A 25,098-nucleotide genomic window follows, 5' to 3' on the forward strand; every position below is an offset into this window, starting at 1 on the left:
GCGGATCACGCCGGATGCGCACCTCGCCCGAGGGTCAGGCGGCCTTCGCCCGGGCTCCGGCGACCTGGCGCAGCGCGTCGTCGAGGTCGGCCTGGGCCCGTTGCAGCCAGGCCGCGGTGATGTCCACGGCGTCGCCCGCTTCGCCGGTTCGCCGATGGAGCTGCGCCACCTCGCCCTCCTCGGCCGCACGGGCGTGCTTGAGCGCGTGGTGGATGCGCCCCGCCGCCGCGAGTTCGCCACCCGCGACCTGGAGCCAGGCCCGTGTGGTCGCGTCCGCGACCTTGCCGGTGTTCGCGGAGTCGGTCAGCGCCCGGGCGATCGCCTCGATGCTTTTGCCCGCCAACTTGCGGGCCACCAAAGCCGGAGGCAGACCGGGAAGTTGGGCCAATTCGCCCAGGACCACACTCTCCAGCAGGGCAAGGCTGTACGTCACTCGTCCCAGTTTCAACAGATACTCGTCATCCGGAATCATCGAGCCATTGTGCGATATCGGTCGGACACGATCGGTGCGCCACACGGGCGTGTCGCACCCATTGCAGCCGGACGCACGCACCTGCGGTCGGCGTCCTCCTCGGGCATGGGGACGGCCGGGCGGGCCGACAGGCGAGCAATCAGGCACACGGGCGGCGCGGCCGGAGCGCGGGCAGGATCCCGGGTCGCACACATGTACCCATATCGGACGTCGTGGCGACGCCACGACCGCCGGCGCCGGGTCTACCGCGTCGTCGACTCCGGGCCTGCCGCCGCGGTGATCACCGTCGGGTGCGATCCCGTTCGCACGACCACGTCCGAGTCGGGTCGCGGTGTCGAGAGCGCCGCGGTGACCGTGCCGCTCGGATCGTGCGGGGAACTCGCCCGCCGGATCGGCGGGGCCATGCGGCGGGCCCGGACGAGCAGGCGTACGCACACGGCCGGGTTGTCGCGGGCCGCGCGCCGGGTGATCGAGGGGCCCAGGGCGCAGGCGTTGTCCAGGCGGTAGTGGCTGATGTCGATCACGCCGCGCACCAAGGGACGGTACTCGTGCGGCACTTCGTCGACGATACGGGTACCGGAGTCGAGTGCGGCGCGGGCGGTGGCCACGGTCGCCGCGAGCAGGGCACGCACGCCCGGGGTGTCCCGGCCCGACTCCAGGTCGGCGCGGGTGACGCCGTACCGGTCGAGATCGGACCTGGGCAGCCGCAGTCGGCCCTCGCTCAGGTCCTCCGCCAAGTCGCAGACCAGGTCGGTGCGTTGGAAGCCGTCGGCGAACTGCCGGACGGAGGCGGCGAAGTCCTCGTCCGAGACGAGGTGGGGTGTCATACCGGTGCTGAGCATCGCGCCGGGCCAGGTCAACGTGTCGACGTAGGACTGGTATTCGGCCTCGTCCGCGAACTCGGGAAAGGTCAACTCGGCCCGTGTGCCCGCCATGTAGGCGTCGGCCCAGTCGCGCGGCAGGCCGTTCTCCCGGGCCGCGTGCAGGTATGCGCGCAGCAGGGGGTGGGTCGCGGTCCCGGTGTCCAGCGCCGTCCGCACCCGGGTCGCCCATGCCTCGAACCGCCGGGCGCGGCCCTCCGCGTCACCCCGGTCGCACACGTCGTCGGTGAAGTACGCGAGGGCTGCTCCGGCGACCGCGTGCGGCAGGAACTCCGGCGGGGTCAGGAAGCGCAAGGCGCCCCAACCGGCCGTCTCCCTCCGGCGCATGAACCGTTCGGCAGCCGTGTAGTCGGCGCGCAGCGTGCTCTCCCGCACACCCGCGGCGTCCAGACAATACCGCCACGACCGCATGAGCCCCCCGATTTCGATCACCCGAAGCCTTGTCCACCGGCACGGACAGTATCAGCCGGCGGGAGTGCGATCGGAGTTCGGCGCACGGGCCGTGGCGGCGGTCGCCGTCCGCCGCAAACGAGTTGTACGCGCCCGGAGGGAGCCGCCCGGCGACCGGGGGTGAAATCGCCGGGCAGCCCGGGCGCCGACCACGGGGGTTGTCGGCGCACTCGCAACGATCCGCCGTACGACCGTCGCTGCGCAAGACCGCGGCTGCCTCGGACCGACGCCCCACGGCGGCACGCGACGGGGCGCGCAGGAAGGGCCGTACCCGCTCCGGCGGGGGTCGGTTCGGCCCGCGTCGGAACGGGAAGAGGCGCGACGCCCTCGGCGCGACGCGGGCGGCACGTCGGCTCGGGTCAGCGCTCCCGGGGTCGCCCGCGCTCGGCGTGCGCGGTGAGGAAGTCGTCGACCACCTGCCGTACGTACGCCTTGCCGATCGTGCCGTTGGCCAGGAGTCGGCGGAACACCAGCGGCCCGACGAGGCGGTCGATCGCCGCGTCCGCGTCCAGATCGACGGGGAGGTCGCCACGAGCCTTCGCGGCGTCCAGGATCACCCTGAAGGGATGGGTACCGGCGCGTTGCAGGATCTCCCGGACGCCCACGAACGCCGGATCCGACGCGCGCTCGATCAACACCCGCATGGCCCGCTCGCCCTCACGGTCGTGCAGCAGCAACCGGGTGCCGTCGAGCGCGGCCACCAACTCCTCCCGCAGGCCGCCCGTCCGGGTGCCCGGCCGGGAGCCGACGGCCGGGCCGAGCCGATCCCGGTATTCGGCGACGAGTTGCACGATCGCGTCGCGGATCAGTGCGGTGGGCTCGGGCCAGTGCCGGTACACCGTGGTCCGGCCCACGCCGCTCCTGGCGGCGACACCCACGTGGGTGACCGCGGCCCAGCCGTCCTCGAGCAACAATTCGCGCGCGGCCTTCAACACGGCGGCGCGGCTGCGCACCGCGCGCGGATGCGGCGCGCGGCCGGGCACGCCGAACCCGTGGGCCACATGCGCGGATTCGGGCATCGCGTCCAGCCTCCTCCGCTGCTCGTGGCCACGCACGGCACGACCGACGAGACCACACCCGCCCGACGCCGAGGGCCCACCGCCCTCGCGAGACGAAGTGTTCCACGTCCACCACCACGCCCCGCAACACGCAACCCCACCAGGGTCGATCGCACGCCGCGCGCGCCGCGCGCGCCCATGGGCATCCCATCCGAGTGGCCGTGCCCGGCGATGAAGCCGACCTTCACGCACGCACCGCCGCGCATGACAACCCACCGGTCGGGCACGAGGCCGCCCCGGCAGCGCACGCGGGGTCCGGTCCGGCGTCGCGAACGCCGCACACCGCACACGCCTCGCACCCGACGGCGGACGACGTGCCCGGTCAGCGGCTCGTTGCCTTGTGACCCCGGCCCTGGCCCCCCGGCCTCCGCCTCCCGGCCCGGGATCGAAAGGTCACCGAACCCGCGATCAGGCCGCGATCGGACCCTGAAACCAACAACGCCCGAGCCGGAGACGCCGCGGGATCCGAAGCCTCAGCACGCGATTCTCGAAGCCTGGGACGGCAGTCCTCCCCGCTCGGTGTGCCGCCCGCGCCGCGCACGCGAGGTGACCCGGCTCACCGGGGGTGACCGTGGTCGTTCGGCCATGTGAGCGCGTCCGCGTTCGTCCGCGCGGCTCGCGCGGACGGGGATGATCGCGGGGTGCGGTCGGGAAGGATCGTTGGGTAGAGTGCCCGCGCCGACCGGCCACCCGTTCCACGGAGGCGACTTGACCAACCAGCCGGGAAACCAGGGTGCACACGGTTACCCTCCCCCACCGCCGCCGCATCCGTCCCAGCCCAGGTGGGCCTGGTGGGTGGTGGGCATCGCCATCCCGCTGATCGGCATCTTCGTCACGATCGCCGTCAGTGGGTCCGATTCGGATTCGAACTCGAAGAACTCGTCCACGAGTACGAGCACCACGGCCGGCACCCGGGCCCAACAGAATCCGCCGGAGAGCGGCCGGTCGGCGTCGAGCACGCCGGGCCCCGGCGGGCAGACGACGGGCGGACGGCCGTCGGGTGGTCAATCGCCTACGGTCCTGTTCGGACCCGGCACGGTCACCGCCGACCCGTCGAACGAATATGTCGATCTCGACACCAAACCCCCGCTGGTCGGCCCGTCGAACAAGGCGGCGGACATCGTGTTCCTCTATACCTTCGCCAAGCCCGAACTCGTCACCGTCGGCTCCACCCCGACCCTGGCCGCACTTCCCCAGGGCGATTCGAATCCGACGCCCGCCACCTGCGCCGACGCGGTCGCCAAGCGCGGCACCTATCTGGCCGGCGAACTCGCCCAGGGCTCCGCCTTCTGCGCGATCACCAACGAGGGCCGCACCGCGTACTTCCGACTGATCGGCCCACCCGCCGGCAACGCACCCGTCCGCCTCGAGGTCACCGTGTGGGACCTCCCCGGCAGTTGACCGTGCCGTGCGCGTGACCGGTGGGGGCCGGCCGGCCCCCACCGGCTTCCGACCACGATCGACACCGGCGTCACCACGTCGTCGACGTCACCGCCTTTGCCGAATCGGCAACGAATCTTGCCGGAAGTGCCGATGCGGTCGCATGGTCGTCGTGGAGGTGGTCACGATGACCGATCGGTTGCGGGACGGCTATGACGTGGTGGTAATCGGTGGCGGCGCCGCGGGGTTGAACGGTGCGCTGATGCTGGCCCGGGCGCGGCGTTCGGTGGTGGTGGTCGACTCGGGCGCCCCGCGCAACGCGCCCGCCGGAGGTGTGCACGGGCTGCTGGGCCGGGACGGGATGTCGCCGGCGGAGTTGACGGAGCGCGGGCGGGCGGAGGTCCGGGCGTACGGCGGTCATGTGGTGTCCGGCGAGGTCGATGCCGTGACCGGGGTCGACGGCCGGTTCGACGTGGCGCTGGCCGACGGCCGCACCGTCCGCGCCCGCAGACTGCTGGTGACCACCGGACTGGTCGACGAGTTGCCCCACGTGCCGGGTCTGCGGGCCAGGTGGGGCCGGGACGTGCTGCACTGCCCGTACTGCCACGGCTGGGAGGTCCGCGACCTGGCCATCGGAGTGCTGGGCGGTGGGCCGCGGTCGGTGCACCAGGCGCTGCTGCTGCGCCAATGGAGCGACAACGTCACGTTCTTCGCGCACACCCTGTCGCCGACCGCCGAGGACGCCGAGCGGTTGGCCGCCCGTGGCGTCCGCGTGTCGGCCGGCGAGGTGTCCTCCCTGGACGTCGTCGACGATCGCCTCGTGGGCGTACGCCTGGGCGACGGCACATCGTTCCGCCTCGACGCGCTCGCGGTGTCGCCGAGGATGGTCGCGCGCGCCGGATTCCTGTCCGGGCTCGGATTGCGAACGGTGGAACATCCGTCGGGAGCCGGTGAGCACATCCCTTCCGAACCGGACGGTCGCACCGAGGTCCCCGGGGTGTGGGTCGCCGGCAACGTCACCGACCCGACCGCCCAGGTCGGCGCCGCCGCGGCGGCGGGTGCCACGGCGGCGATCCGAATCGACGGCGACCTGACCGACGAGGCCACCCGCGCGGCGGTCGCCGCTCACCGGGACCCGTTCTCGGCCGCGAACGAGGCGCGAGTGTGCGAACTGGTCCTGGGCAACCGCCGCCACGGCCTGTAAACCGACCCCGCGCGACATGAGCGAGTGGCTCCGCGGGGACCGGGACACCGGCGCCTACACTCCGGGGGTGGCCGAACGAACGAGTACGACGCCGCTGTCGGGTGTGCGCTTCGTCGGGTTGCGCTTTCGGCTGGAGACCCGGGGGTTGCATCGCCCGGTCCCCGTCGAGGTCGCCGCGCTCACCCACCACGGGCCCGGTGGTCACGTCGCCTGGCGGGCGTACGCCCCGATCGAACCTCCCCCGCCCGGAAGCCCGCCGCCCGCGCCGATCGGTGTCCCGGTACCGCCGGCCGCCCCCGGTTCGCTCGCCGAGGCGCTGGCCGGCGTCGAGCGTCACCTGGTGCGCGACATCCCGCACGCGCTGCTCGGGGTATCGCCGTTCGCCGAGAGGACGCTCGTGTGGGAGCAGCGGGCCTATTGCCCACTGCTCGCGTCGTCCCTCGTCCTGGACGTGCCGGCCCTCGCCGCGGTCGTCGCCCCGACCGCCGCGCCGCAGTCCCTCGACGCCCGGCTCCAGCGGATCGGCCTGCGACCGCCGCCCGAACGAGCCGTCACGTGGGACGCGTACGCGCTGGCACACCTGTTCCACACCGTGGTCGCGCAGGGCGTCGCCGTCGGCCGCTGGTCGACGCTCGAGGACCTCGCACGCGTCGCGGGCTCGTCCCCGCCCGCGCTCGAACCCGAGTTCATGCCCCCGCTCGACGTGCAGGAGTCGCTGTTCGACTGACTCCGGGCACGCCGGCAGTACGGCACCGCGGCACCGGGCGGGTCGACGACGTCGCCTCGTCGAGACCGCGCGCCGCACCCCGCGAGCCGTCCGGACGCGCCGCCGCGGATGCGCCGCCCGGGGCGGATCAGCGCGGCGGCGCGGAGAGCGGGCCCCGACCCGCCGTGCGCAGCAGCGGCTTGGTCATGGCGCGGTTGACGGCCGGATCACGGCCCTGGACGTAGGCGTCGCGAAGGGTGTACCCGCTCGCGGCGAACAGGGCGAGCGCCCCGATGTTGCGATTGCCCGTCTCCACCACCAGCCGCAGTGCGCCGGCCTGGGCGGCGGTGTGTTCGAGCGTGGCGAGCAGGCGGCGTCCGTAGCCGCTCCCGCGCCGCTCCGGGCTGACGTAGAGGCGTTTGATCTCCGCCGCCCGACCGGGCATGGTCCGCCAACCGCCGCAGCCGACCGGCGCGTGTCCGTTGTAGGCGAGCACGAACAGGCCCTCGGGGGGCTCCAGATCGCGAGGCTCGCTGGTGTCGGGATGATCGGCGAACCCGTAGAGGCCGACCTGCTCCGCGTACAACGCGTGCAGGAGGACCTGGGTGTCCGGATGGGTGTAGGCCCGGGGCACGAGACGAACGTCGGCATGGCCGACCGGCAGGTCGGCGCCGAACGGCCCGTGGTGGCCCGGTGCCGCCCCCAGCACGGACCCACCCTTGGCGCGGTGCGCGAAACGGATCAACGACCTGCTCCCTTCCCGCCGACCCCGTGCGTCGGGGCTTCGCAACGATTGTCCGCGAAGCCCCTACCCCGCGAACAGTGGCCACGAAAAACCCACCCGACCGGGGTCGACCGGAGCCGGTGTCGAACAACGCCTTCGCGCGGTCGAGTTGGGCCCGACCCCGGGCCCGACGCCGGGCGTGGCGCGCGCGGTGCCGGCGGACCCGCCCCGCCCGGCCATACCGCGGTCGCGTCCCGGTCACACACCGGTCGCGCCGGCGTCGTCGCGGGATCACGGAGATTCCCCGCCACATCTTGTAAGGGTTATAGTCTCAGTTGACCAGTTACCGTCATCACGGGGGCAACACGTGCGGATCCCCATCACCGACTACGCCGTCGGCGCGGCGATCGCGACCGACCTGATCAACACCTCACCCACCGTGCGGCCCACCACCGGCGACGCCCTCCCCGACCCGGGCGCCCTGGCGGACTTCCTGGCCGAGCACGACCTTCGGCCGGCCGCTGTCGCCGACGGACGAACGCCGACCGCCGCGGATCTCCACGCGGTGGGACTGCTGCGCCGCGAGGTGCGGGTGATCGTGGAGACCGAGACCGAGGAGCACGCCGTCGCGGGCGCGACCGTGCTCGTCGCCCGCGCCGGGCGTGCCCCGACGCTGGTTCGCGACGACGACCGCCGGTGGCAGTGGTACGTCCCGACCGCGCCCGACGCCGACCTCGCCGACGAGTTGGCCACGTTGATCGGCGTCGGGCTGCTCGGCGTCGTCCGGGTACTCGGCCACGAGCGCTTCCGGGCCTGCGCCACCGCGGACTGCCGGGGTGTGTTCGTGGACACCAGCCGGGCGGGCCGCCGCCGCTACTGCATGCCCGACCGATGCGGCAATCGGGTCAATGTCGCCAACCACCGCGCGCGCCGCAGGGAAGAGAGCGTGAACCGATGAGCGACACCCCCCTCGTGGGCGCCCTCCGACTCCCGGACGGCACCTCGATTCGCGGTCGCGGCCTGCGCCACCCGCTGCCCGACGGACCGCCGCCGCAATTCGGCCTCTACCTCGGCTCCGACCGCCTGCGCCGTCGGCACGAGGACGCGCTGCCGTGGCCGCAGGCGTGGCTCGACTGGCCCGACTTCCGCCTGCCCCGCGACCGGGACGCGGCCGTGCGGCACATCCGGGCCCTGCACGAACGGGCCCGTACGGGCGCCTCGGTCGAGGTCGCCTGCGGAGGCGGCGTCGGCCGTACCGGCACCGTCATCGCCTGCCTCGCCATCCTGTCCGGCGTCGACCCCGCCGAAGCCGTCGACTGGACCCGTCGGCACCACCACCCGCGCGCCGTCGAGACACCCTGGCAACGCCGCTGGGCAACCCGCTTTCCCCCCTCGTGACCGCGCCCGTTCCTCGCGCGCGGCGACGCGCACGACGCGCAGTCCGCGCACGGAGGGGCGCGAACTCCACAGGCGGGCACGAGCTCGGATCCGTGCGCGCCTACGCGGCCGGTTCGCCGAGGTCGGCCGCGTCGCCCGAATCGGCCAGTCGCTTCAACGCGCGCTCGACCGACGCGTGCCCTGCGGGCAACAACGGCAGCCGCACGTCCGCGGTGGGAATCCGGCCCTGCGCGTGCAACACGCCCTTGATCACGGTGGGATTGGGCTCGCCGAAGGCGGCGGCGGACAACCGCGCGAGCGCGTGACCCAGATCCCGCGCGCGGGCGAGGTCGCCGTCGCGCCACGCGGCGCACAGTTCCACGAATCGGTGGGTGGCCAGGTGCGCCGACGCGAGGATGCCGCCCGACGCGCCCAACGCCAGCAGCGGTGACAGGAACAGGTCGTCGCCGGCCAGGATCGCGCAGTCCGGCGGAAGGTCGCCGAGCAGTTCCACCGCGTCCTGATCGATGCCGCCCGGCGCGAACTTGACGCCGGCGACGCCCGGAAGCCGCCCCAACGCGCGCAGGTCGGCCGCGTCCAGCGACTGCCCGGTGCGATACGGAATGTGGTAGACGATCAGCGGTACGGGGCTGTTGTCGGCCAGGTGGGTGAAGTGCGCGATCACGCCGGCCGGCGAGGGGCGGGTGAAGTACGGGACGGGCACCAGTGCGGCGGCGGCCGTCGGCCACCGGGCGAGGTCCGCGAGAGCCGCCGCCGTGGCCCGGGTGTCGTTGCCGCCGGCGCCGATGGTCAGTACCGCGTCGTGTTCCGCGCAGACCCGGGCGCACACGTCGACGACCGCGATCCGCTCGTCGGCGTCGAGCGTGGCGGCCTCGGCGGTCGTGCCCAGGGCGACGATCCCCTCGGCGCCCGCCGCCAGCACGGCGTGGGCGAGCTCTTCGAGCGCGTCCCGCGCGACGGCTCCGTCGGCGGCGAACGGCGTGACGAGCGGTACGTGGACCCCGTGTCGGGGCGGCTGCTGGGTCATACCTTCGAGGGTGACCCGCGCGGATCCTTCAGGTCCAGTTCACATTCGTGAACGTGAGCGTAAGCTGTACTGATGCTCGACGTCCGCCGCCTGCGCCTGCTGCGCGAACTGTCCCTGCGCGGCACGATCGCCGCGGTCGCCGAGGCGCTCGCCTTCACCCCGTCCGCGGTCTCCCAGCAACTCGGCGTCCTCGAACGCGAAGCCGGGGTCCCGCTCCTGGAGCGCACGGGACGTCGGGTCACCCTCACCCCGGCCGGACACAACCTGGTCCGCCACACCGAGGCCGTCCTCGCGCACCTGGAACAGGCCTCGGCCGACCTGGCGAACACCCGCCGCGGCCTGGCGGGGCCGCTGCGGATCGGCACCTTCCCCAGCGCGACCCGGACCATCGTCCTCGGTGCGCTGACCTGCCTCGGCCGACGGCATCCGGGCCTGGAGCCGATGGTGCTGGAGATCGACCCGGCCGAGGTCGCCGGCGCGCTGCGGGCGGGCGACCTGGACGTGGCGCTGATCCACGAGTACGACTTCGTACCGCCGGTGGACGAGGTCGGCCTGGCCGGTCTGCCGTTGTGCACCGAGCCGATGTACCTGGCCTCGACGTCACCCGCGCCGGACCGGACGGCCGACGCGTCGATGCTCGGTTCTTGGCGAAACTCGCCCTGGATCACCGCAACTTCGGGCACCTTGTGCCAGGCCATGACGATCCGCGCCTGTCAGGCCGCCGGCTTCACCCCACACGTGCGACACCAGGTGGACGACTTCGCCACGGTGCTGGCCCTGGTCGCGGCGGAGCAGGGCGTCGCCGTCGTACCGCACCTGGGCATCGTGGATCCGCCGCCCGAGGTGACCCTGACCAGGCTGCCGATCCACCGGCGCACCACGATCGCCTTTCGCGGCGGCGCCGCCGAACACCCCGCGGTGCTCGCGGCGGCCGACGCGCTGCGCACGTGCGTTCCGGCGGAACTGGCCCCCGCACAGCAGGCTCCCCCGGCGCACTCGCCCGCCCCGCCGCAGGGGTGAGATCCCCTGGGACCGGGCCTCGCGGGCGACGCCCCGGCGCGTGAGCCGGCGTGGGTCCGGGTGGGTCCGGACGGACGATCATGGCCGCCGTCCCGCGTGTCGCGGCCGGGGGCGCGGCGTCGCGCGGGCGACGCTGTCGGCGACGAGCGGTCTCGGCCGGACGATCGCCGCGAGGAGGGTGGGCCACATGCTGGTGCTCGGATCCGCGCAGGTCGAGGCCCTGCTCGAGCCGGACGCGTTGATCGACGCGCTCGCCGCGGCGATGGCGGACCTCAGCACCGGCCGTGCCTCGGCGCCGGACCGGATCGCCGCCGTGGTTCCCGCTCGGGACGCCTTCCTGGCGGCCATGCCGGGACACGTTCCGTCCTCCGGGGCGCTGATGAGCAAACTGGTCTCGCTCTTCCCGCACAACGCCGGGACGCCGCTGCCGACCCACCAGGCGCTGATCGTGGTGTTCGACCCGAAGACCGGTGAACCCACGGCGTTGCTGGACGGCACCGCCATCACGGCGGTGCGCACCGGCGCCTGTTCGGCGCTGTCGGCGCGGCTGTTGGCCCGCGAGGACGCGACGGTGCTGGCGATCCTGGGCACCGGGGTCCAGGCCCGCTCGCACGCCCGTGCGATGTGCCGGGTCCGGCCGATCCGGCGGATCCGGGTGGCCGGGCGCGATCGGGCGAGGGCGGCGGCGTTGGCCGACGAGTTGTCCGCCGAGTTGCCCGCCGAGGTACGCGGGGTGGCCGGCTACGCCGAGGCGGTCGAGGGCGCGGACATCGTCGCGGCGGTCACGAACGCCGTGGAACCCGTGGTCCGGCGCGCGTGGTTGGCGCCCGGGACACACGTCACGTCGGTGGGCTTCAACCCGGCCGGCCGTGAACTCGACGATGCCACCGTCGCCGAGGCGCTGGTGTGCGTCGAATCGCGGCACGCCGTGTTGGCGCCGTTCCCGGCGGGCAGCAACGACCTGCTGATGCCGATCCGCGACGGCGTGATCACCGCCGAACACGTACACGCCGAACTGGGCGAACTGGTCGCCGGCAGCCGCCCGGGCCGCACCTCGCCGGAGCAGCTCACGCTGTACAAATCGGTCGGCGTGGCCGTACAGGACGCCGCCGCCGCGGCCCTGGTCGTCACCGCCGCCCGCGAGCAGTCGATCGGCCGGGAGATCTCGCTGCGGTAGCGCCGCCGCCGTACTGCGCGGTGCGCGGACGCGTACGCCTGCTCGTGCTCGCGCTCGTCCGGCGCGTGGCCGGCTCCGTCGTGCCCGCGTGCCGTACGGCCCCGTTGGCGACTCCGGTGTGTCCGGGCCGGTGGGCGGTATGGCACGCTCCATCGGAGCAGGCGCGCCCTTCGCCGGTCTGTCGGCGGTCGCGCACGACCGAGACCGAGTGGTGGGGCACCGATGAGCGACGGCACGCGGATCATCCGTTGGGGAATCCTGGCCACCGGCGGCATCGCCGCCGAATTCACCGCCGCGCTGCGCGGCCTGCCGAACACCGAGGTGGTCGCGGTCGGTTCACGCCGCCCCGAGTCCGCGAAGGCGTTCGCCGAGCGCCACGACATCCTGCGGGCCCACGGCAGTTGGGCCGAGTTGGCCGCGGACGACGAGGTGGACGTCGTCTACGTGGCCACGCCGCACTCCGCGCACCGCGCGGCGGCCGGCCTGTGTCTGGAGGCGGGCCGGGCCGTGCTGTGCGAGAAGGCGTTCACACTCGACTCCCGCCAGGCCCGCGAACTGGTGGATCTGGCCCGCGACCGCGGGTTGTTCCTGATGGAGGCGATGTGGACGTACTGCCACCCGCTGATCCGCCGGCTGCGCGAGGTGATCGCCGACGGCGTGATCGGCGAGGTGCGGGGCGTCTCGGCGGCGTTCGGGATCGCCGGGGACTTCCCGCCGGAGCACCGGCTGCGCGACCCGGCGCAGGGTGGCGGCGCGCTGCTCGACCTCGGCGTCTACCCGGTGTCCTTCGCCCAGTTGCTGCTGGGTGAGCCGGACGCGATCCGGGCCTGGGCGCACCTGACCCCCGAGGGCGTGGACGACAACACGGGCATCGTCCTCGGCTGGGACGGCGGCGCCGTGGCCACACTCGGGTGCACGTTCACCGCCGATACCGACGCGCCCGCGACGATCACCGGCACCAGGGGTCGGATCGAGTTCGCCGACGGCTTCTTCTACCCGGACCGCTTCGTCATCCACCGCCGGGGCCACGAACCGCAACCGGTCCTGCTCGCCGACGTCACCGACGACCTCGAACGCGGCACGATGCGGCACGAGGCCGCCGAGGTGATGCGGTGCCTGCGCGCCGGCGAGACCGAATCCCCGCTCGTACCCCTGGACGGCACTCTCGCGGTCATGCGCACACTGGACGCCGTGCGCGAACGCATCGGTGTCGTCTACCCGGGAGTGGCCTGACCGGTGTGCTTCGCCCGGTGTTCGTGCCGTGTTCAGGCGTCGGTCGTCGGTGTGCCGAAACCTTCGATGGGAGGGCGTGTGCGCTGCCCGACCCACTGAGACAAAGGACTGGCTACCTTGCGAACGCATTGGCGTGGAAGAGTCCGACTCGTCGCCGTCGCCCTGTCCGTCGTGGCCCTCGGATTGTCCGGTTCGCCGGCATCGGCCCAGGCGCAACCCACCGTACGCGTCAACGAGATCGAGTCGAGCGGCGGCACGCCGGGCGACTGGGTCGAGGTGGTCAACACCGGCTCGACGACCGCCGACCTGTCCGGCTGGATCGTCAAGGACAACGACGGTTCGCACTCGCACAAGATCGCGGCCGGCACCTCACTGGCTCCGGGCGGCTACCTCGCGGTGGACGTCGAGTCGTCCTTCGGGCTGGGCGCTTCCGACTCGGCCCGGCTGTACCGGGCGAACGGCTCCACGCTGGTGGACTCCTACACCTGGACCACGCACGCCACCACCACGTACGGCCGTTGTGCCGACGGGACCGGCGCGTTCCGCACCACCGTCGCGCCGACCAAGGGCGCGCCGAACGCGTGCGGCGGGCAACCCTCCACGGGCGCCTGGCCGGGCGGTACGGCGGTCACCGTCGCCGACGGTTCGAACGTGTTCGGCGACAACCTCAGCGGCCTGTCCTTCCAGGGCACAGGCGTGTTGTGGGCGGTGCGCAACGGCCCGGGCACGCTGTACCGCCTGGTGCCGGACGGGACGACGTGGCGCCCCGACCCGACCGGCGGCTGGGGTTCGGGCAAGTCGTTGCGCTACCGCGACGGCGGCGGCGACCCGGACGCCGAAGGTGTGGTCGCCACGCCCGACGGGGTGTTCGTCGCCACCGAGCGCGACAACGACAACAGTGGTGTCGCCCTGCCGAAGATCCTGCGCTTCGACACCTCGGGCACGGCCGGTTCGCTGAACGCGACCGCGGAGTGGAACCTCACCGCCGATCTGCCCGCCGTGGCCGCCAACAGCGGCCTGGAGGGCATCTCCTGGATCCCGGACACGTTCCTCACCGCGCACGGCCTGCGCGACGAACGCACGGGGGCGGCCTACAACCCCGCGGGCTATCCCAACCACGGCGGCGGCCTGTTCTTCGCCGGTCTCGAGGCCAATGGCACGGTGTACGCCTACGCGCTCGATCAGGCGGGCGGCGGGTACACCCGGATCGCCACCGTCACGAGCGGCTTCCCGGCGGTGATGGATCTCGAATTCGAGCCGGAGACCGGGCACTTGTGGGCGGCCTGCGACGACACGTGCCAGGGCCGCACCGCGACGCTCGACCTCGACGCACAGGGCCGGTTCACCGTCACCGCACGCTTCGACCGCCCGAGCGGGATGCCGGACTACAACAACGAGGGCTTCGCCATCGCACCGCAGGCGGCCTGCGTCGCGGGCCGCAAGCCGGTGGTGTGGGCCGACGACGGCAACGATGGCGGGCACGCCCTGCGCGCCGGCACGCTGCCCTGCGCCACGTAGGCGGCGCACGCCCACCGACCCGCGGCGGGACGGGCACTCGCCCGTCCCGCCATCCGCCCGCCCGGTGCGCCCTAACGGGCGAGGTCCTCGGTGAGGGTGTGCTTGACCAGGGCGTTCGCGTGGCCGTGTCCGATGCCGTACTCGGCCTTGAGCCAGCTGACCAGTTCCATGTGCTTGGTCAGCGGCGAGGACCGGATCAGGTCCTGCCAGTCCGCGATCATGCGGCCGTACTTCTTCTCGATCGACGGAAAGTAGCTTGCGGGGCCGTTCGGGGTCTCGCTCATTTTCCCGGTGTCCTCTCGGCGCGTGCGGCGGATGGTGTTGTCAGGGGTATCGACCGCCGTGCACCCGCGAACTCATCGACCTCGGGAAGAGATCCGGGTCACATGCCCCGTCGCCTGCCCCGTCGCCCGTTCGTGCCGGCGGGCTCGGCGCCGGGGGCGAGGTGGGGAACCGGGTGGTGATGTCCAGGCCGCCGGTCGGGCGGGCGGTCGTGGTGATCTCGCCCCGGTGGGCGGTGACGATCGCGCGGACGATGGACAGGCCCAGTCCCGCGCCGCCGTCGGCACGGGTGCGCACACCCTCGCCGCGCACGAACGGCTCCAGCAGCCCGTCCGCGTCCTCGGCGGCGACGAGCGCGCCGGAGTTGTCGACGCGCAGGAACGCCCGGGCGTCCTCGCTGCCCGTGGTCACCGCGATGTGGCCGCCGGGCCGGTTGTAGCGGACCGCGTTGTCGAGCAGGTTGCCGACCATGCGCTCGATCAGGATCGGATCGCCGCCGAGCGCGGCGGGCCGCAGGTCGGTACGCAGTTCGACGCCCCGGGCGGCGGCCTCGTCCGCGGCACCCGCCACCAGGGCCGTCACGACCTCCGCGAGGTCCACCGCACGGTGCGTGTCCGGGCGTATCCGGCCGCGGGCCAGGGCCAGCAGGCCGTCCAGGGTCCGCCGGCTGTGTTCGATCGCGGTCCTGACGTCCTCGGCCATGGTCAGCAGTTCGTCCCGGTCCGGCTCGCCGTCCAGGGTCACCTCGATCGCGGTGCGCATGGTGGTCAGCGGGGTGCGCAGTTCGTGGGCGGCGTTCGCGGTGAACATGCGTTGGCCGGCCAGCGCCCGGTCGCGTTCCGCGATGCCGGCCTGGATGCGGTCCAGCATGCCGTTGACGGTGTCGGCCAGTTCGGCGAGTTCGTCCGCCGGTGTGCTCACCGGCATGCGCTCCGAGAGGTTCTCCGCCGACAACCGGCGGGCGGTGGCCGAGATCGCGCGGATCGGCCGCAGTACCCGCCCCGCCACCAGCCAACCCAGCACGGCGGCGAGCACGACCACCAGGATGAGCGCGATCGCGGCCTGGGTCAGCAGCTCGGACAGCGTCGTGGCGCGCACCCGATCCGCGAGCTCCTCCGGCCTCGGCAGGCCCGTCGGCGGAGGCCCCGGGGCGCCGGGCGACTCGGTCCTGATGTCGATCGCGATCCGATGCCGCATGCTCCGCCGCACCAGCGCGTAGGTCAGCGCGGTCAATGCCACTCCCGCGGCCAACACGAGCGCGGTGTACAGGATCGCCAACCGGCCGCGCGCGCTCAATCGCACGGCCACGGTCCGCCGATCCGATACCCGGCGCCGGTCGCGGTCTCGATCAGCGGCGGATCGCCCAGCTTGCGGCGCAGCGTGCCCACGGTGATCCGGATCGCGTTGGTGAAGGGATCGGCGTGCTCGTCCCACACCTTCTCCAGCAGCGTCTCCGCGCTGACCAGGTCACCGCCCGCCGCGAGCAGTTGGGCCAGGACACCGAACTCCTTCGGCGTCAGCGACAGCAGCCGGCCGGCCCGCTCGACGGTGCGCCGGGCCGGGTCCAGCGTCACGTCGGCGGCGCGCAGGATCGGCGGTCGGGCCGGCGCGCTGCGGCGTGCCAGGGCGTGTACCCGGGCGATCAGCTCGGAGAACGCGAACGGCTTGCCCAGGTAGTCGTCGGCACCGAGGGTGAGCCCGTCGACGCGGTCCTCGACCGCGCCGGATGCGGTCAGCATCAGAATGCGCGACGTGCCCCGTTCGGCCATCCGTCGGCACACCGTGTCGCCGTGCACCACCGGCAGGTCCCGATCCAGCACCACCACGTCGTAGGGCGTGGACTCGCCCCTGTCCAAGGCGCTTTGGCCGTCACCGGCGACGTCGACGGCGAATCCGTGTTTGCGCAATCCGGCGGCGATGTAGCCGGCCAGCGGTTGTTCGTCCTCAACCAGCAGCACTCGCATGCGCGCAGCATGCCGGCCGGCACATATGGATCCCGTATGGCCGGACGATCGGCCACCCATCGGCCCGCGCCGATAGACAACGGTCATGGCCCACGACACCCCCTCGACCTCCGCCCGATCGACGGTACGACCGTCCCGACGCTCGATCATCGGCCTGCTCGCGGCGGTTCCGCTCGCCGGCGCGGGCATCCTCGTGGCGTCCGAGGACGCCGACGCCAAGGCCGACGCCGACGCCCGTCCGGACGGATCCGGCATCCCGAAGGACCTGCGCCCCGGCGGCGCGTACGACCGGCTGATCACCCGACTGGCCGCCGAGGACCGGTTCTCCGGCACGGTGCTGCTGGCCCGCCGGGGGCGGCCGGTCCTGGCCCGGTCGCACGGCATGGCCGACCGGGTCCGCGCCATCCGCAACGGGCCGGACACCGTGTTCGGCCTCGCCTCGATCAGCAAACCCTTCACCGGCCTGGCGATCGCCGGGCTCGCCCACCAGGGCAAGGTCGCGTTCCAGGCGACCGTGGGGGCCTATCTCGACGGCTTTCCCGCCGAGATCGCCGACCATGTGACGATCCATCAACTGCTCACCCACACCTCCGGCGTCGGCCGACCCCCACTGGGCAGCGGCGGCCCGCCCGCCGACTGGGACAGCTTCGACAAGGTGCTGGAGGGCACGCTCGCCGCCGTCCGCACGACACCGCTGCGGTTCGCGCCCGGCACCCGGTACGAGTACACCAACGACGAGTACTGGGTGCTGGGGGCCATCGTGGCCAAGGTCTCCGGCATGTCGTACGTCGACCACATCCGGCGCCACGTCTTCGAACCGGCCGGCATGACCCGCGCCGCCTTCCACGGCAAGCCCGACCTGCCATCCGTCGCCGACCTCGCCCACCCGTACTGGACGCAACCCTCCGGCCCCCGCGTCGACGCCTCGACGAGCCCGTTCTTTCCGTATACCAACGGCCCCGCGGGCGGCGCCTACGCGACCGCGCCCGACCTGCTCCGCTTCGCGCGCGCCCTGACGGCGGGCCGCCTCCTGTCCCCGGCGTTCACCGACCTGGTCACCACCGGGAAGGTCGCGCTGACCCCCGCGCAGCGGCCCGGCCCGCCGACCCAGGATCGTTTCTACGCCTATGGATTCGAAGACCTGATGGTCAACGGACAACGCATCTACGGGCATTCGGGCGGTGGACCCGGCATGGCGAATCAACTGGACGTCTTCCCGGACCTGGACTGGGTGTCGATCGTGCTCGGCAACTACGACGATCGGATCGATCCCATCGTCGAGTTGGGGCGAAAGCTGATCACGGCGTAGTCGGCGGTGCTGCCGCCGGCCGCTCGCCCGCTGCCGCATTGCGCTCCCGCTTCCCGCTTCCCGCTTCCCGCTTCCCGTCCAGGCCACCATCCGCACCGCGTCAGCGCGACGAAAGGCGAGACCGAACCATCATGACCTCCACTCGACGAAGGATGCTCGGCGTACTGGGCGCGGCCCCACTCGCCGCCGGAACCGTGCTCGGGGCCGAGGGCACCGCGCGCGGCGACGCCCGGGCCGACCGGGACACCCGATCCCCCGGCCCGATCCCCGAGGGGCTCGGGCCGGGGGGCGAACTCGACAGGTTCGTGGCGGACCTGGCGGCCAGGGACGCGTTCTCCGGCACCCTGCTGATCACCCGACGCGGCCGGACCGTGCTCTCCCGGGCCTACGGCATGGCCGACCGGCGACGCGACGTACCGATCACACCCGACACCCTCTTCGCGCTCGCGTCGGTGACCAAGCTGTTCACCGCCGTCGCGGTCGCCCAACTCGTGCAACGGGGCCGACTCTCCTACGCGTCGACCGTGGGCACCTACCTCGACGGCCTGCCCGCCGAGATCGCCGACCACGTGACGCTGCATCACCTGCTCACCCACACCTCGGGCCTGGGCAACCATCAGCAGGCGCCGGGATTCGAGGAGACCGCGGCCACGTGGACCACGGCCGACCAAGTCATGGACGGCACACTCGACTTCATCCGCAGGATGCCGTTGTCCTTCCCGCCCGGCGCCGCGGACCGGTACAGCAACTCCGGGTATCACCTGCTCGGAACCATCGTGGCCCGCGTGTCCGGCCGGTCCTGGTTCGACTATGCCCGCGAACGGATCTTCCGCCCGGCGGGCATGGCCGACACCGACTTCGTCACCGCGCCCCGTTGGCGCCGCGACCCGGGCATCGCCCACCCGTACGTCAAGCAGCCCTCGGGAGAGCGCGTCGACGACGTCGCGGGACGGGTGTTCATCGGCACGCCGGCCGGGGACGCGTTCTCCACCACCTCGGACATGGACCGCTTCGCCCGAGCCCTGCTCCGCGACAAACTGCTCGCCCCGCCGTTCACCCGAACCCTCCTCGGCGGCAAGCTCCCCTTGGGGCCGCCCACTTCCGGCCCACCGCCGAAGGATGCGTCGCCCACGGGCCCGTCCCCCACCGGTCCGGCCGACCCGCCTCCCGGCGGAGGCGACCCCCGCCCACAGGCCACGTTCCAGTGCTACGGGCCGATCGGCGTGGTGCTCGCCGACCGGTGGACGTTCGGCCACGGCGGCGGCGCCCCGGGCGAGTCGACCGGCATCGAGATGTTCCCGGACGGCGAATGGGTGATCGTCGTGCTCGGCAACTACGACCAGGACACGGTGCGTCCCGTCGTCGGCATGGCCCGCCGTCTCGTCGCCGTCGCCGGATAGGGCGTGTCTTCGATCTCCCGCCGCGGCCGACGTACCGGCGATCCGGGGTCGACTTCGAATCGAGTACACAAGGTAGCGAGTCGGTCACACGTGACTCGGCTTGTGCCGGGCGACCACGTCCGATCACTCACTGAGCCAAATGGTGATCGAACTCGCGGCCGGGCACGCGTCGTTGGCCTCACAGCCGATCCCGGTCGCGGACCCGGTCGAGACGGCGGCGGGCGACCTCGGCGGCCGACCGCGCCGATCCCGGGACCCCGGGGCCGGTCGACCCGCGGCGACGCGCGCGGCGTCCCGAGCGGGCCGGCCGGCCTCGGGCCCGTCCGGGGCATCCCGATGGATCAGGCGCTGCCCATGCCGATGCCGTTGTCGGGGTCGAGCGCGTGGGTCGCCGCGGCCGCGACGGCGGCGGTGAGGCCGGGCTGATCCGGTGCCGGAAGGAGCGCGTCCGGCGGCGTGCCCTCGACCAGCGCGTGCACCGCGGCCACCCGTGCGCGCGCGGTGATCGGCCGCCGGGTCGTGGTGGCCGCGGTGAGCAGCCCGGGCAGCGCGTGCAGGGGGCGGGGACCGGTGGTGGCCGCCGCGAAGCGCGGTGGCGCCTCGGGCCGGGCGCGCAGGATCGGGACCTCCTCCGGCGGTGTGGCCAGCCCGGTGAGGTCGACGATCAGATCGGCCTCGGCGGCGATCGCGCGCAGGTTCCCGCCACCGGGGCCGAAGGGGTCGAACAGGGTCAGGTCGGCGATCCCGGAGGCGATCAACAGCCCGGCCAGATCCCCGCCGCGCGCCGGATCCACCAGGACCACCCGGCCGCTCGACGGCTGCACACCCCGATTGGCCAGGGCGTTGATCGTCGCGGCGGCGATCGCGACGGCGAGGCCGTCGTTGAGGGTGTCCAGCAGGAGCACCGGTGGGGTGGCGCCCAGGATCGCGCGGGTGGTGAGCACGTGTTCCGGGCGGGTGTGCACGAGCACGGCCGCCGCGAAGCCGGGGGCGAGCAGCCGTACCGCCTGCGCGATGTCCTCGACGTGCGGCGTCGCGATGGGCAACGGGAAGACGTCGAGCCCGGTGGCCCGGCGCAGGTGTACCGCCTGGGATTCGAGGGCCGGCAGCGCGGCGTCGGCGGGCAGCGCGTCGAAGTCCAGGACGGCGCTGGCATCGCTGATCAGCGCGACGCGGTGCCGGCGCCCGGTGTAGTCGTCGGTGTGTTCGGGGTGTGCCGCCAGGTGCGAGACGACGCGGCGGTCCGCGTCGGCGTCGAGCAGGGCGATGTCGTGGCCGGTGGTGGTGGCCGCGCACACGCGCAGCGTCAGTTTGCCGGTGGAGGCGGCGACGAAGACGGGATCCTGGGTGAGCAGCAGGTCCGCGCCCAGGCGTCGGGTCAGGGTCCGGGTGAGCCAGGCCAGCGTCCGGGGACCGTCGGCGTCCAGGGTGATCCGACAGGTGCCCATGGCATCCGGTTCGTCGATCCGACTCGTCACCGTGCCGGGGGCTTCGGCCAGTACGCCCGCGACCGCGGCGGCGGCACCGGGCGGCACGTGGATCCGCACGCTGAAGGCCGGGTTGGTGGCGGGATGCCTGGGTCCGGGCATGTCGCGGTTCACCACGGCAACGCCCGCAACCGCGGGCCGGTGGGCACGGGAGCCGTTCGGGGCGGCATGCGCCCGGTGGTGTCGGATGTGTCCCGCCGGTCGTTCATGGCGCGGATTCCTCTCCGACTTCCCGCGGATCGAGCAGGTGCATACGTTGGCAAATCGCGTGCTGAGGCCCAGGGTAGTGCGGCCTGCCTCGGGCAGGTCGCCGGGTGGGTCGCAAGGGGCCGCGGGGACGGCTCGCAGGCCGGGTCCCGGATCGGCTCCCGATGGGTCGGGGGTCCTGGTGGGTCAGGCCCTCGTACAGCGACCGCCGAGGAAGGTGTGGCCCGGGTCGACGCCTCGCGCTCGGAGTTCGCGGAAGGGGTCGACGAAGAAGTTCACCGAACCCGCGCAGTGGTACGTCGCGGACGGGGTGGTGACCGTGTCGTCGCCCGCGCCCCGGGCCCGGTCGCACGCGTAGGCCACCACGATGTCCGGGCCGTCGGTCACCGTGCCGGCGCAGACGATCGGGATCGCACCGGGAGCGGCGTCGGCCACGGCCGGGCCGAGCACGGCGGCGCCGCCCACCAGCAGCCCGGCGACCGTGGTGACGCGGGCCGGGAAGGTCATGTCGGGTCCTTGCCGAGAGACGTGTCGCCGATCGGGTGTGCGCGCTCCGCCACCGCGACGGGCACCTGCGGTACACGCGGCGACCGGCGAAAAGCCTCTTCAGTATCGGAGCGCGCCTTCGTCCGGATCGCCCCGACACGGCCCTGTCACCCATACGAGGCGGGCGACGGTGCCACCTCGGGCCCGCTTCGGGTTGCCGGGCACTGTCGAGATGCGATGATTCGAACATATGAACGACAACGCCGATGCCATGCCGCCCTGGGAGCTGCCCGGCCGGTTCGACGTCGTGCGCCGAAGGGACCGTCACGGCGGCGGCCGACCTCCGGTCGAGCCCGAGGCGAACGGCTTGGATCCGCGCACGGTGGAGGCGCTGTACGAGCTGTGCCCACCCGGCTATCGCAACCACGAGGTGCTGCGCCGACACCCACGGTTGCTGGTACGGCTGGCCCGACATCACCTCCGGGCCGAGCCGGCCGAGCTCCGCCAGGGTTATTCCGACCTGCGCCGAGAGCTCAAGGACCAGGTCCCCGTACACGTCATCCCGCAGGCGCTCGCGACGTATCGCAGGGAGGCCGACGAGATCCATCGCGCCTTCGCACGTGTGGCCGCCATCGAGCGGGCCCTGTCCGCACTCCCGCCCACCGCACCGGAGCCCGGGCGGGACGAAGCCCCGCGACCGAACGCGACCCATCCGAGAGCGTGACCCACCGAGCACACGACTGCTCGACGGCCATCCCGTCGCCTGTCCGATTGGCCTAGACCTTTCTGTCGATTGGCATAGACCTGTTCGAAGGCACCCGGATAACATTCGAGCGGCATCGCACCATCTCCGATGGCATCTGACAAGTTGTCAAATGCCGTCCGAATAAAAGGAGTTGGCACGTGAAGAAACGTATCGGACTGCTCGTCGCGGGCGCCGCCGCAACCCTGCTGCCGCTCGCCGGCGCAACCTCCGCGAGCGCCGCCGGCGAGTTCCACATCCGAGGCGTGTACTACACGCAGGCCCAGTGCCACGCGGCGGGCCAGGCGGGCTACGAACTGTGGGGTCCGAACTTCTTCTGCGCCGACGGCCCGCAGGGGCTGATCTACCTGTACACGCACTGATTCGTACAGGCGGATTCGTACCAGGTGTGGGGTCGGCTACTTGTCCCGGGGAAGCGTGTTCAGGAAGGTCTTGACCGTGTCGATGGGGATCGCGAAGCCGATGCCGACGCTGCCCGCCTCGGTGCCGGTGCCCGTGTCGGGAGCAGCGCTGTAGATGGCCGAGTCGATGCCGATGACCCGGCCGGAGAGGTCGACCAGCGGTCCACCGGAGCTGCCCGAGGTGATCGCGACGTCGGTCTGGATCGCCGGGTAGGTCAGTGTGTTGCCGGCTCCGGTCGCGACGGGCGAGGTACTCGAACCGCTCCCGTCCTCGGACGAGCCGACCGCGCTGTCCCCCGACACGGTGACCCGGCGGTCGAGTGCACTGATCACCCCGGAGGTGACGGTCCCGGTCAGGCCCAGGGGTGAGCCGAAGGCGACCACCTCGTCCCCGACCCGGGCGGAGCCCGAGTCGCCGAGGGTCGCCGGGGTGAGACCGGAGACGCCGGTGACCCGCACCACGGCGAGGTCGTGCGCGCTGTCGGCGGCCACCACGCCGGCGGGCGCGGTCCGGCCGTCGGCGAACGCGACCGTGACGGTTCCCGCGTTCGCCCCGGCCAGGACGTGGTTGTTGGTCAGGATCCGGCCATCGGTGTCCAGGACCAGGCCCGAGCCGGTGACCGAGCCGCGACGCGTGGTCACCCGCAGCTCCACCACACTCGGCTGGACCGCGGCGGCCACCGCGGCCACCGGCGCCGCCGCGTCGGTGACCGCCGCGGTCCGCGCCGGCGCGCCGATGGCCGCCGGTGACCCGCCGTCGGACCCACCGAAGCGGTGTACGGCGGTCGCCCCGGCGAGCCCTCCGAGCAATCCGGCCGCCACCGCGGCGGCGACCAGGGCGACCGAGGCCCGGCGGACCCGCCGACCGGACGGCCGGTGCCGGCCGGCTTCCGGCGGCGGTACCCGGGGCAGTGGCGGGATCGTCGGCACCGCGTGCTCGTCCCCCGACGAAACCGGGCCGGAGCGAATCGACATGGGTTCGGGAGTCCTTGCCTCTTCTGTCGTCATGCTCACGACTGTCGGACGTGTGCATGAAGAAAGACTGAGAGCAGCCTCAGAGTCGGCACAGAACCTTTCGCGGATCCGATCCGACGCCCCGCCCGAGCCGGATCCGACCCGGGCGCGGGCCGCCTCGGGTCAACTACCGCCGTACCGTGCCCGCAACAGGTCGACGACGTCGATGTCGTCGAACAGGCCGGAGCGGCCGGCCACGGTCCACGTGGTGTTGCCGAACGCCTCCAGCATCATCAGACAGCCGGAGAAGTCGTCCACGCTCAGTTGCTCCGGGATCAGCAGGTCGCGGGATTCGGCGGCCACGACGAGCAACTCCTCGACCCTTTCGAGTCCGTCCGCGAATTCCTTCAACTCGCGCCAGGACATCAGGAATCCGACCTGCGAGGCCAACACGAGCTCGTTGACCCGGCCGGATCTCATCTCCCACGGCATGGTCCCGATGCCGATGCATTCCAGGACGCTCCACTGCCAGTCGTTGTCCGGGACGACCTCGACCAGTTCCGCCAGGCGGATGTGGAAGCCGGGGCCCCGGAGCGGGAATTCGGTCTCGTTCATCGCGTGTGCACTCGCTCCCGTGACGTGGCGGGCCCGCACCGCCGGTCTCTTGTCGGTGTCGGTGTCGGTGTCGGAGGGGGGATCGAAGGCCCGGACGGGCCGACGCGTGCGCCCGACGAGGCGGCGCGGACGGCCGGCGCGGGCGCGGGTTCGCTCATCCGCCGCCTCGCATGCCGCGCCCGCCTCGCGCACCGGCGTGCGGATCCTCGACGAGCACCGATTTCGGGGCCGCATCGCCTGGCTCGCGGGTGCCATTCCCCGGCGCGAACCCCCCGTCCAGGTGTCGCGCGAGCCGTTCGCCCTCCAGGTCGATGTGCGACAGGCACCGGTGCAGGAGGCCGGGCAGCCACCAGGCCCGGTGGTCGAGGATCGCCATCACGGCCGGGACCAGCGTCATCCGCACCACGAAGGCGTCGAACAGCACACCGATCGCCGGCGCGAAGCCCATGCCCTTGACCACCGCGTTCTCGGACAACACGAAGGATCCGAACACCGAGACCACGATCAGCGCGGCGGCGGCGACCACCTTCGCGCTGTGCGCGTAGCCCACCCGCAGCGCCTCCCGCGCGGGCCGGCCGCGGGTGTACTCCTCGCGCATCCGCGAGACCAGGAACACCTCGTAGTCCATCGCAAGGCCGAACAGGATGCCGATCACCAGGATCGGCAGGAAGCTCACGATCGGGCCGGTCCCGTCGAGGCCGACCAGGCCGGACAGCCAACCCCATTGGAAGACCGCGACGACCGCGCCCAGCGCGCCGACCACCGACAGCAGGAACCCCAGGGCCGCCTTCACCGGCACCACGATCGAGCGGAAGACCACGGTCGACAGCAGGATCGCCAACCCCATCACCACCAGGCAGTACACCGGCAGCGCGGACGCGAGTTTGGCGGCCCACGTCCAGGTCGACCGCCGTACTGCCGGTGACGTCGATCCGGGTCCCGGTGAGCGCGGCGATCGGGTCCCGCGCCCGGCGGATGTCGT

26 protein-coding genes are annotated in these 25,098 nt (G+C 72.8%); 13 read left to right on the forward strand and 13 right to left on the reverse strand.

The features are described from left to right. Nucleotides 1-34 precede the first annotated feature (34 nt). The 3 genes from OG948_RS43060 to OG948_RS43070 form a co-directional block, all read right to left on the reverse strand. The gene (locus OG948_RS43060; RefSeq protein WP_331770429.1) at nt 35-472 is read right to left on the reverse strand and encodes a hypothetical protein; all 438 of its coding nucleotides are present in this window, start codon (nt 470-472) and stop codon (nt 35-37) included. A 242-nt stretch (nt 473-714) separates the two neighbouring features. Beyond that, nucleotides 715-1,785: a squalene/phytoene synthase family protein gene (locus tag OG948_RS43065; protein ID WP_331770430.1), complete on the reverse strand. Its 1,071-nt coding sequence runs from the start codon at nt 1,783-1,785 to the stop codon at nt 715-717. Nucleotides 1,786-2,162: 377 nt separating this feature from the next. Next, nucleotides 2,163-2,822 carry a TetR/AcrR family transcriptional regulator gene (locus OG948_RS43070; protein WP_331770431.1) on the reverse strand — a complete coding sequence of 220 codons (660 nt, stop codon included), beginning with the start codon at nt 2,820-2,822 and terminating at the stop codon, nt 2,163-2,165. Nucleotides 2,823-3,569: 747 nt separating this feature from the next. Between OG948_RS43070 and OG948_RS43075 the strand changes: the two genes are divergently transcribed. From OG948_RS43075 to OG948_RS43085, 3 genes are all read left to right on the forward strand, one after another. Then, nucleotides 3,570-4,262 carry a hypothetical protein gene (locus OG948_RS43075; protein ID WP_331770432.1) on the forward strand — a complete coding sequence of 231 codons (693 nt, stop codon included), beginning with the start codon at nt 3,570-3,572 and terminating at the stop codon, nt 4,260-4,262. A 166-nt stretch (nt 4,263-4,428) separates the two neighbouring features. Continuing rightward, nucleotides 4,429-5,445, forward strand: coding sequence for an NAD(P)/FAD-dependent oxidoreductase (locus tag OG948_RS43080; protein ID WP_331770433.1), 1,017 nt, complete (start codon nt 4,429-4,431; stop codon nt 5,443-5,445). A 16-nt stretch (nt 5,446-5,461) separates the two neighbouring features. Continuing rightward, a complete protein-coding gene (locus OG948_RS43085) occupies nt 5,462-6,172 on the forward strand; it encodes a hypothetical protein (protein ID WP_331770434.1) in 711 nt (236 codons plus the stop codon). Between the two features lie 127 nt (nt 6,173-6,299). Here the strand turns inward: OG948_RS43085 and OG948_RS43090 are convergent, their stop codons facing one another. Continuing rightward, on the reverse strand, nt 6,300-6,896 hold the full coding sequence (locus tag OG948_RS43090; protein WP_331770435.1) for a GNAT family N-acetyltransferase: 597 nt from the start codon (nt 6,894-6,896) through the stop codon (nt 6,300-6,302). 346 nt (nt 6,897-7,242) lie between these two features. Between OG948_RS43090 and OG948_RS43095 the strand changes: the two genes are divergently transcribed. Both OG948_RS43095 and OG948_RS43100 read left to right on the forward strand, forming a co-directional pair. Next, nucleotides 7,243-7,833, forward strand: coding sequence for a CGNR zinc finger domain-containing protein (locus OG948_RS43095; protein WP_331770436.1), 591 nt, complete (start codon nt 7,243-7,245; stop codon nt 7,831-7,833). Next, complete coding sequence (locus tag OG948_RS43100) at nt 7,830-8,273, forward strand: protein-tyrosine phosphatase family protein (protein WP_331770437.1); 444 nt, start codon at nt 7,830-7,832, stop codon at nt 8,271-8,273. The genes OG948_RS43095 and OG948_RS43100 overlap by 4 nt, the downstream gene beginning before the upstream one ends. Before the next feature lie 100 nt (nt 8,274-8,373). Here OG948_RS43100 and OG948_RS43105 read toward each other — a convergent pair whose 3' ends face one another. Next, nucleotides 8,374-9,300 (reverse strand): dihydrodipicolinate synthase family protein, encoded by a 927-nt coding sequence (locus OG948_RS43105; RefSeq protein ID WP_331770438.1) that lies wholly within the window; start codon nt 9,298-9,300, stop codon nt 8,374-8,376. A 72-nt stretch (nt 9,301-9,372) separates the two neighbouring features. On the opposite strand from OG948_RS43105, the gene OG948_RS43110 reads away from it, so the two are divergent. The 4 genes from OG948_RS43110 to OG948_RS43125 all read left to right on the forward strand — a co-directional run bounded on the left by OG948_RS43110 (nt 9,373) and on the right by OG948_RS43125 (nt 14,248). Beyond that, on the forward strand, nt 9,373-10,320 hold the full coding sequence (locus OG948_RS43110; protein WP_331770439.1) for a LysR family transcriptional regulator: 948 nt from the start codon (nt 9,373-9,375) through the stop codon (nt 10,318-10,320). 187 nt (nt 10,321-10,507) lie between these two features. Continuing rightward, nucleotides 10,508-11,497 (forward strand): ornithine cyclodeaminase family protein, encoded by a 990-nt coding sequence (locus OG948_RS43115; RefSeq protein WP_331770440.1) that lies wholly within the window; start codon nt 10,508-10,510, stop codon nt 11,495-11,497. Nucleotides 11,498-11,719: 222 nt separating this feature from the next. Continuing rightward, on the forward strand, nt 11,720-12,730 hold the full coding sequence (locus tag OG948_RS43120; protein ID WP_331770441.1) for a Gfo/Idh/MocA family oxidoreductase: 1,011 nt from the start codon (nt 11,720-11,722) through the stop codon (nt 12,728-12,730). 117 nt (nt 12,731-12,847) lie between these two features. Next, complete coding sequence (locus OG948_RS43125) at nt 12,848-14,248, forward strand: lamin tail domain-containing protein (RefSeq protein ID WP_331770442.1); 1,401 nt, start codon at nt 12,848-12,850, stop codon at nt 14,246-14,248. A 71-nt stretch (nt 14,249-14,319) separates the two neighbouring features. On the opposite strand, the gene OG948_RS43130 is transcribed toward OG948_RS43125, so the two are convergent. Genes OG948_RS43130 through OG948_RS43140 form a run of 3 tightly spaced genes read right to left on the reverse strand, consistent with a single transcriptional unit; the run spans nt 14,320 to nt 16,494 of the window. Beyond that, on the reverse strand, nt 14,320-14,532 hold the full coding sequence (locus OG948_RS43130) for a DUF4287 domain-containing protein (protein WP_331770443.1): 213 nt from the start codon (nt 14,530-14,532) through the stop codon (nt 14,320-14,322). A 40-nt stretch (nt 14,533-14,572) separates the two neighbouring features. Continuing rightward, entirely contained in the window at nt 14,573-15,838 is a 1,266-nt protein-coding gene (locus OG948_RS43135; protein ID WP_331770444.1) for an ATP-binding protein, read from the reverse strand. Beyond that, entirely contained in the window at nt 15,823-16,494 is a 672-nt protein-coding gene (locus tag OG948_RS43140; RefSeq protein WP_331770445.1) for a response regulator transcription factor, read from the reverse strand. The genes OG948_RS43135 and OG948_RS43140 overlap by 16 nt, the downstream gene beginning before the upstream one ends. A gap of 85 nt (nt 16,495-16,579) precedes the next feature. On the opposite strand from OG948_RS43140, the gene OG948_RS43145 reads away from it, so the two are divergent. Further along, entirely contained in the window at nt 16,580-17,803 is a 1,224-nt protein-coding gene (locus tag OG948_RS43145; RefSeq protein WP_331770446.1) for a serine hydrolase domain-containing protein, read from the forward strand. A 131-nt stretch (nt 17,804-17,934) separates the two neighbouring features. Continuing rightward, on the forward strand, nt 17,935-19,203 hold the full coding sequence (locus OG948_RS43150) for a serine hydrolase domain-containing protein (RefSeq protein ID WP_331770447.1): 1,269 nt from the start codon (nt 17,935-17,937) through the stop codon (nt 19,201-19,203). A 341-nt stretch (nt 19,204-19,544) separates the two neighbouring features. On the opposite strand, the gene OG948_RS43155 is transcribed toward OG948_RS43150, so the two are convergent. Both OG948_RS43155 and OG948_RS43160 read right to left on the reverse strand, forming a co-directional pair. Then, nucleotides 19,545-20,792, reverse strand: coding sequence for a malic enzyme-like protein (locus tag OG948_RS43155; protein ID WP_331770448.1), 1,248 nt, complete (start codon nt 20,790-20,792; stop codon nt 19,545-19,547). 291 nt (nt 20,793-21,083) lie between these two features. Next, complete coding sequence (locus OG948_RS43160; RefSeq protein ID WP_331770449.1) at nt 21,084-21,404, reverse strand: hypothetical protein; 321 nt, start codon at nt 21,402-21,404, stop codon at nt 21,084-21,086. A gap of 229 nt (nt 21,405-21,633) precedes the next feature. Between OG948_RS43160 and OG948_RS43165 the strand changes: the two genes are divergently transcribed. Both OG948_RS43165 and OG948_RS43170 read left to right on the forward strand, forming a co-directional pair. After that, nucleotides 21,634-22,107 (forward strand): hypothetical protein, encoded by a 474-nt coding sequence (locus tag OG948_RS43165; RefSeq protein WP_331770450.1) that lies wholly within the window; start codon nt 21,634-21,636, stop codon nt 22,105-22,107. Between the two features lie 179 nt (nt 22,108-22,286). Then, nucleotides 22,287-22,508, forward strand: coding sequence for a hypothetical protein (locus OG948_RS43170; protein WP_331770451.1), 222 nt, complete (start codon nt 22,287-22,289; stop codon nt 22,506-22,508). Nucleotides 22,509-22,544: 36 nt separating this feature from the next. On the opposite strand, the gene OG948_RS43175 is transcribed toward OG948_RS43170, so the two are convergent. The 3 genes from OG948_RS43175 to OG948_RS43185 all read right to left on the reverse strand — a co-directional run bounded on the left by OG948_RS43175 (nt 22,545) and on the right by OG948_RS43185 (nt 24,963). After that, nucleotides 22,545-23,522, reverse strand: a complete 978-nt coding sequence (locus tag OG948_RS43175) for a trypsin-like peptidase domain-containing protein (RefSeq protein WP_331770452.1) — start codon at nt 23,520-23,522, stop codon at nt 22,545-22,547. 162 nt (nt 23,523-23,684) lie between these two features. Next, entirely contained in the window at nt 23,685-24,116 is a 432-nt protein-coding gene (locus OG948_RS43180; RefSeq protein WP_331770453.1) for a hypothetical protein, read from the reverse strand. A 154-nt stretch (nt 24,117-24,270) separates the two neighbouring features. Next, nucleotides 24,271-24,963 (reverse strand): MMPL family transporter, encoded by a 693-nt coding sequence (locus OG948_RS43185; RefSeq protein WP_406300595.1) that lies wholly within the window; start codon nt 24,961-24,963, stop codon nt 24,271-24,273. Between the last annotated feature and the right edge of the window lie 135 nt (nt 24,964-25,098).

This window comes from Embleya sp. NBC_00888, assembly GCF_045207655.1.
In the GTDB taxonomy this organism is placed as follows: domain Bacteria; phylum Actinomycetota; class Actinomycetes; order Streptomycetales; family Streptomycetaceae; genus Embleya.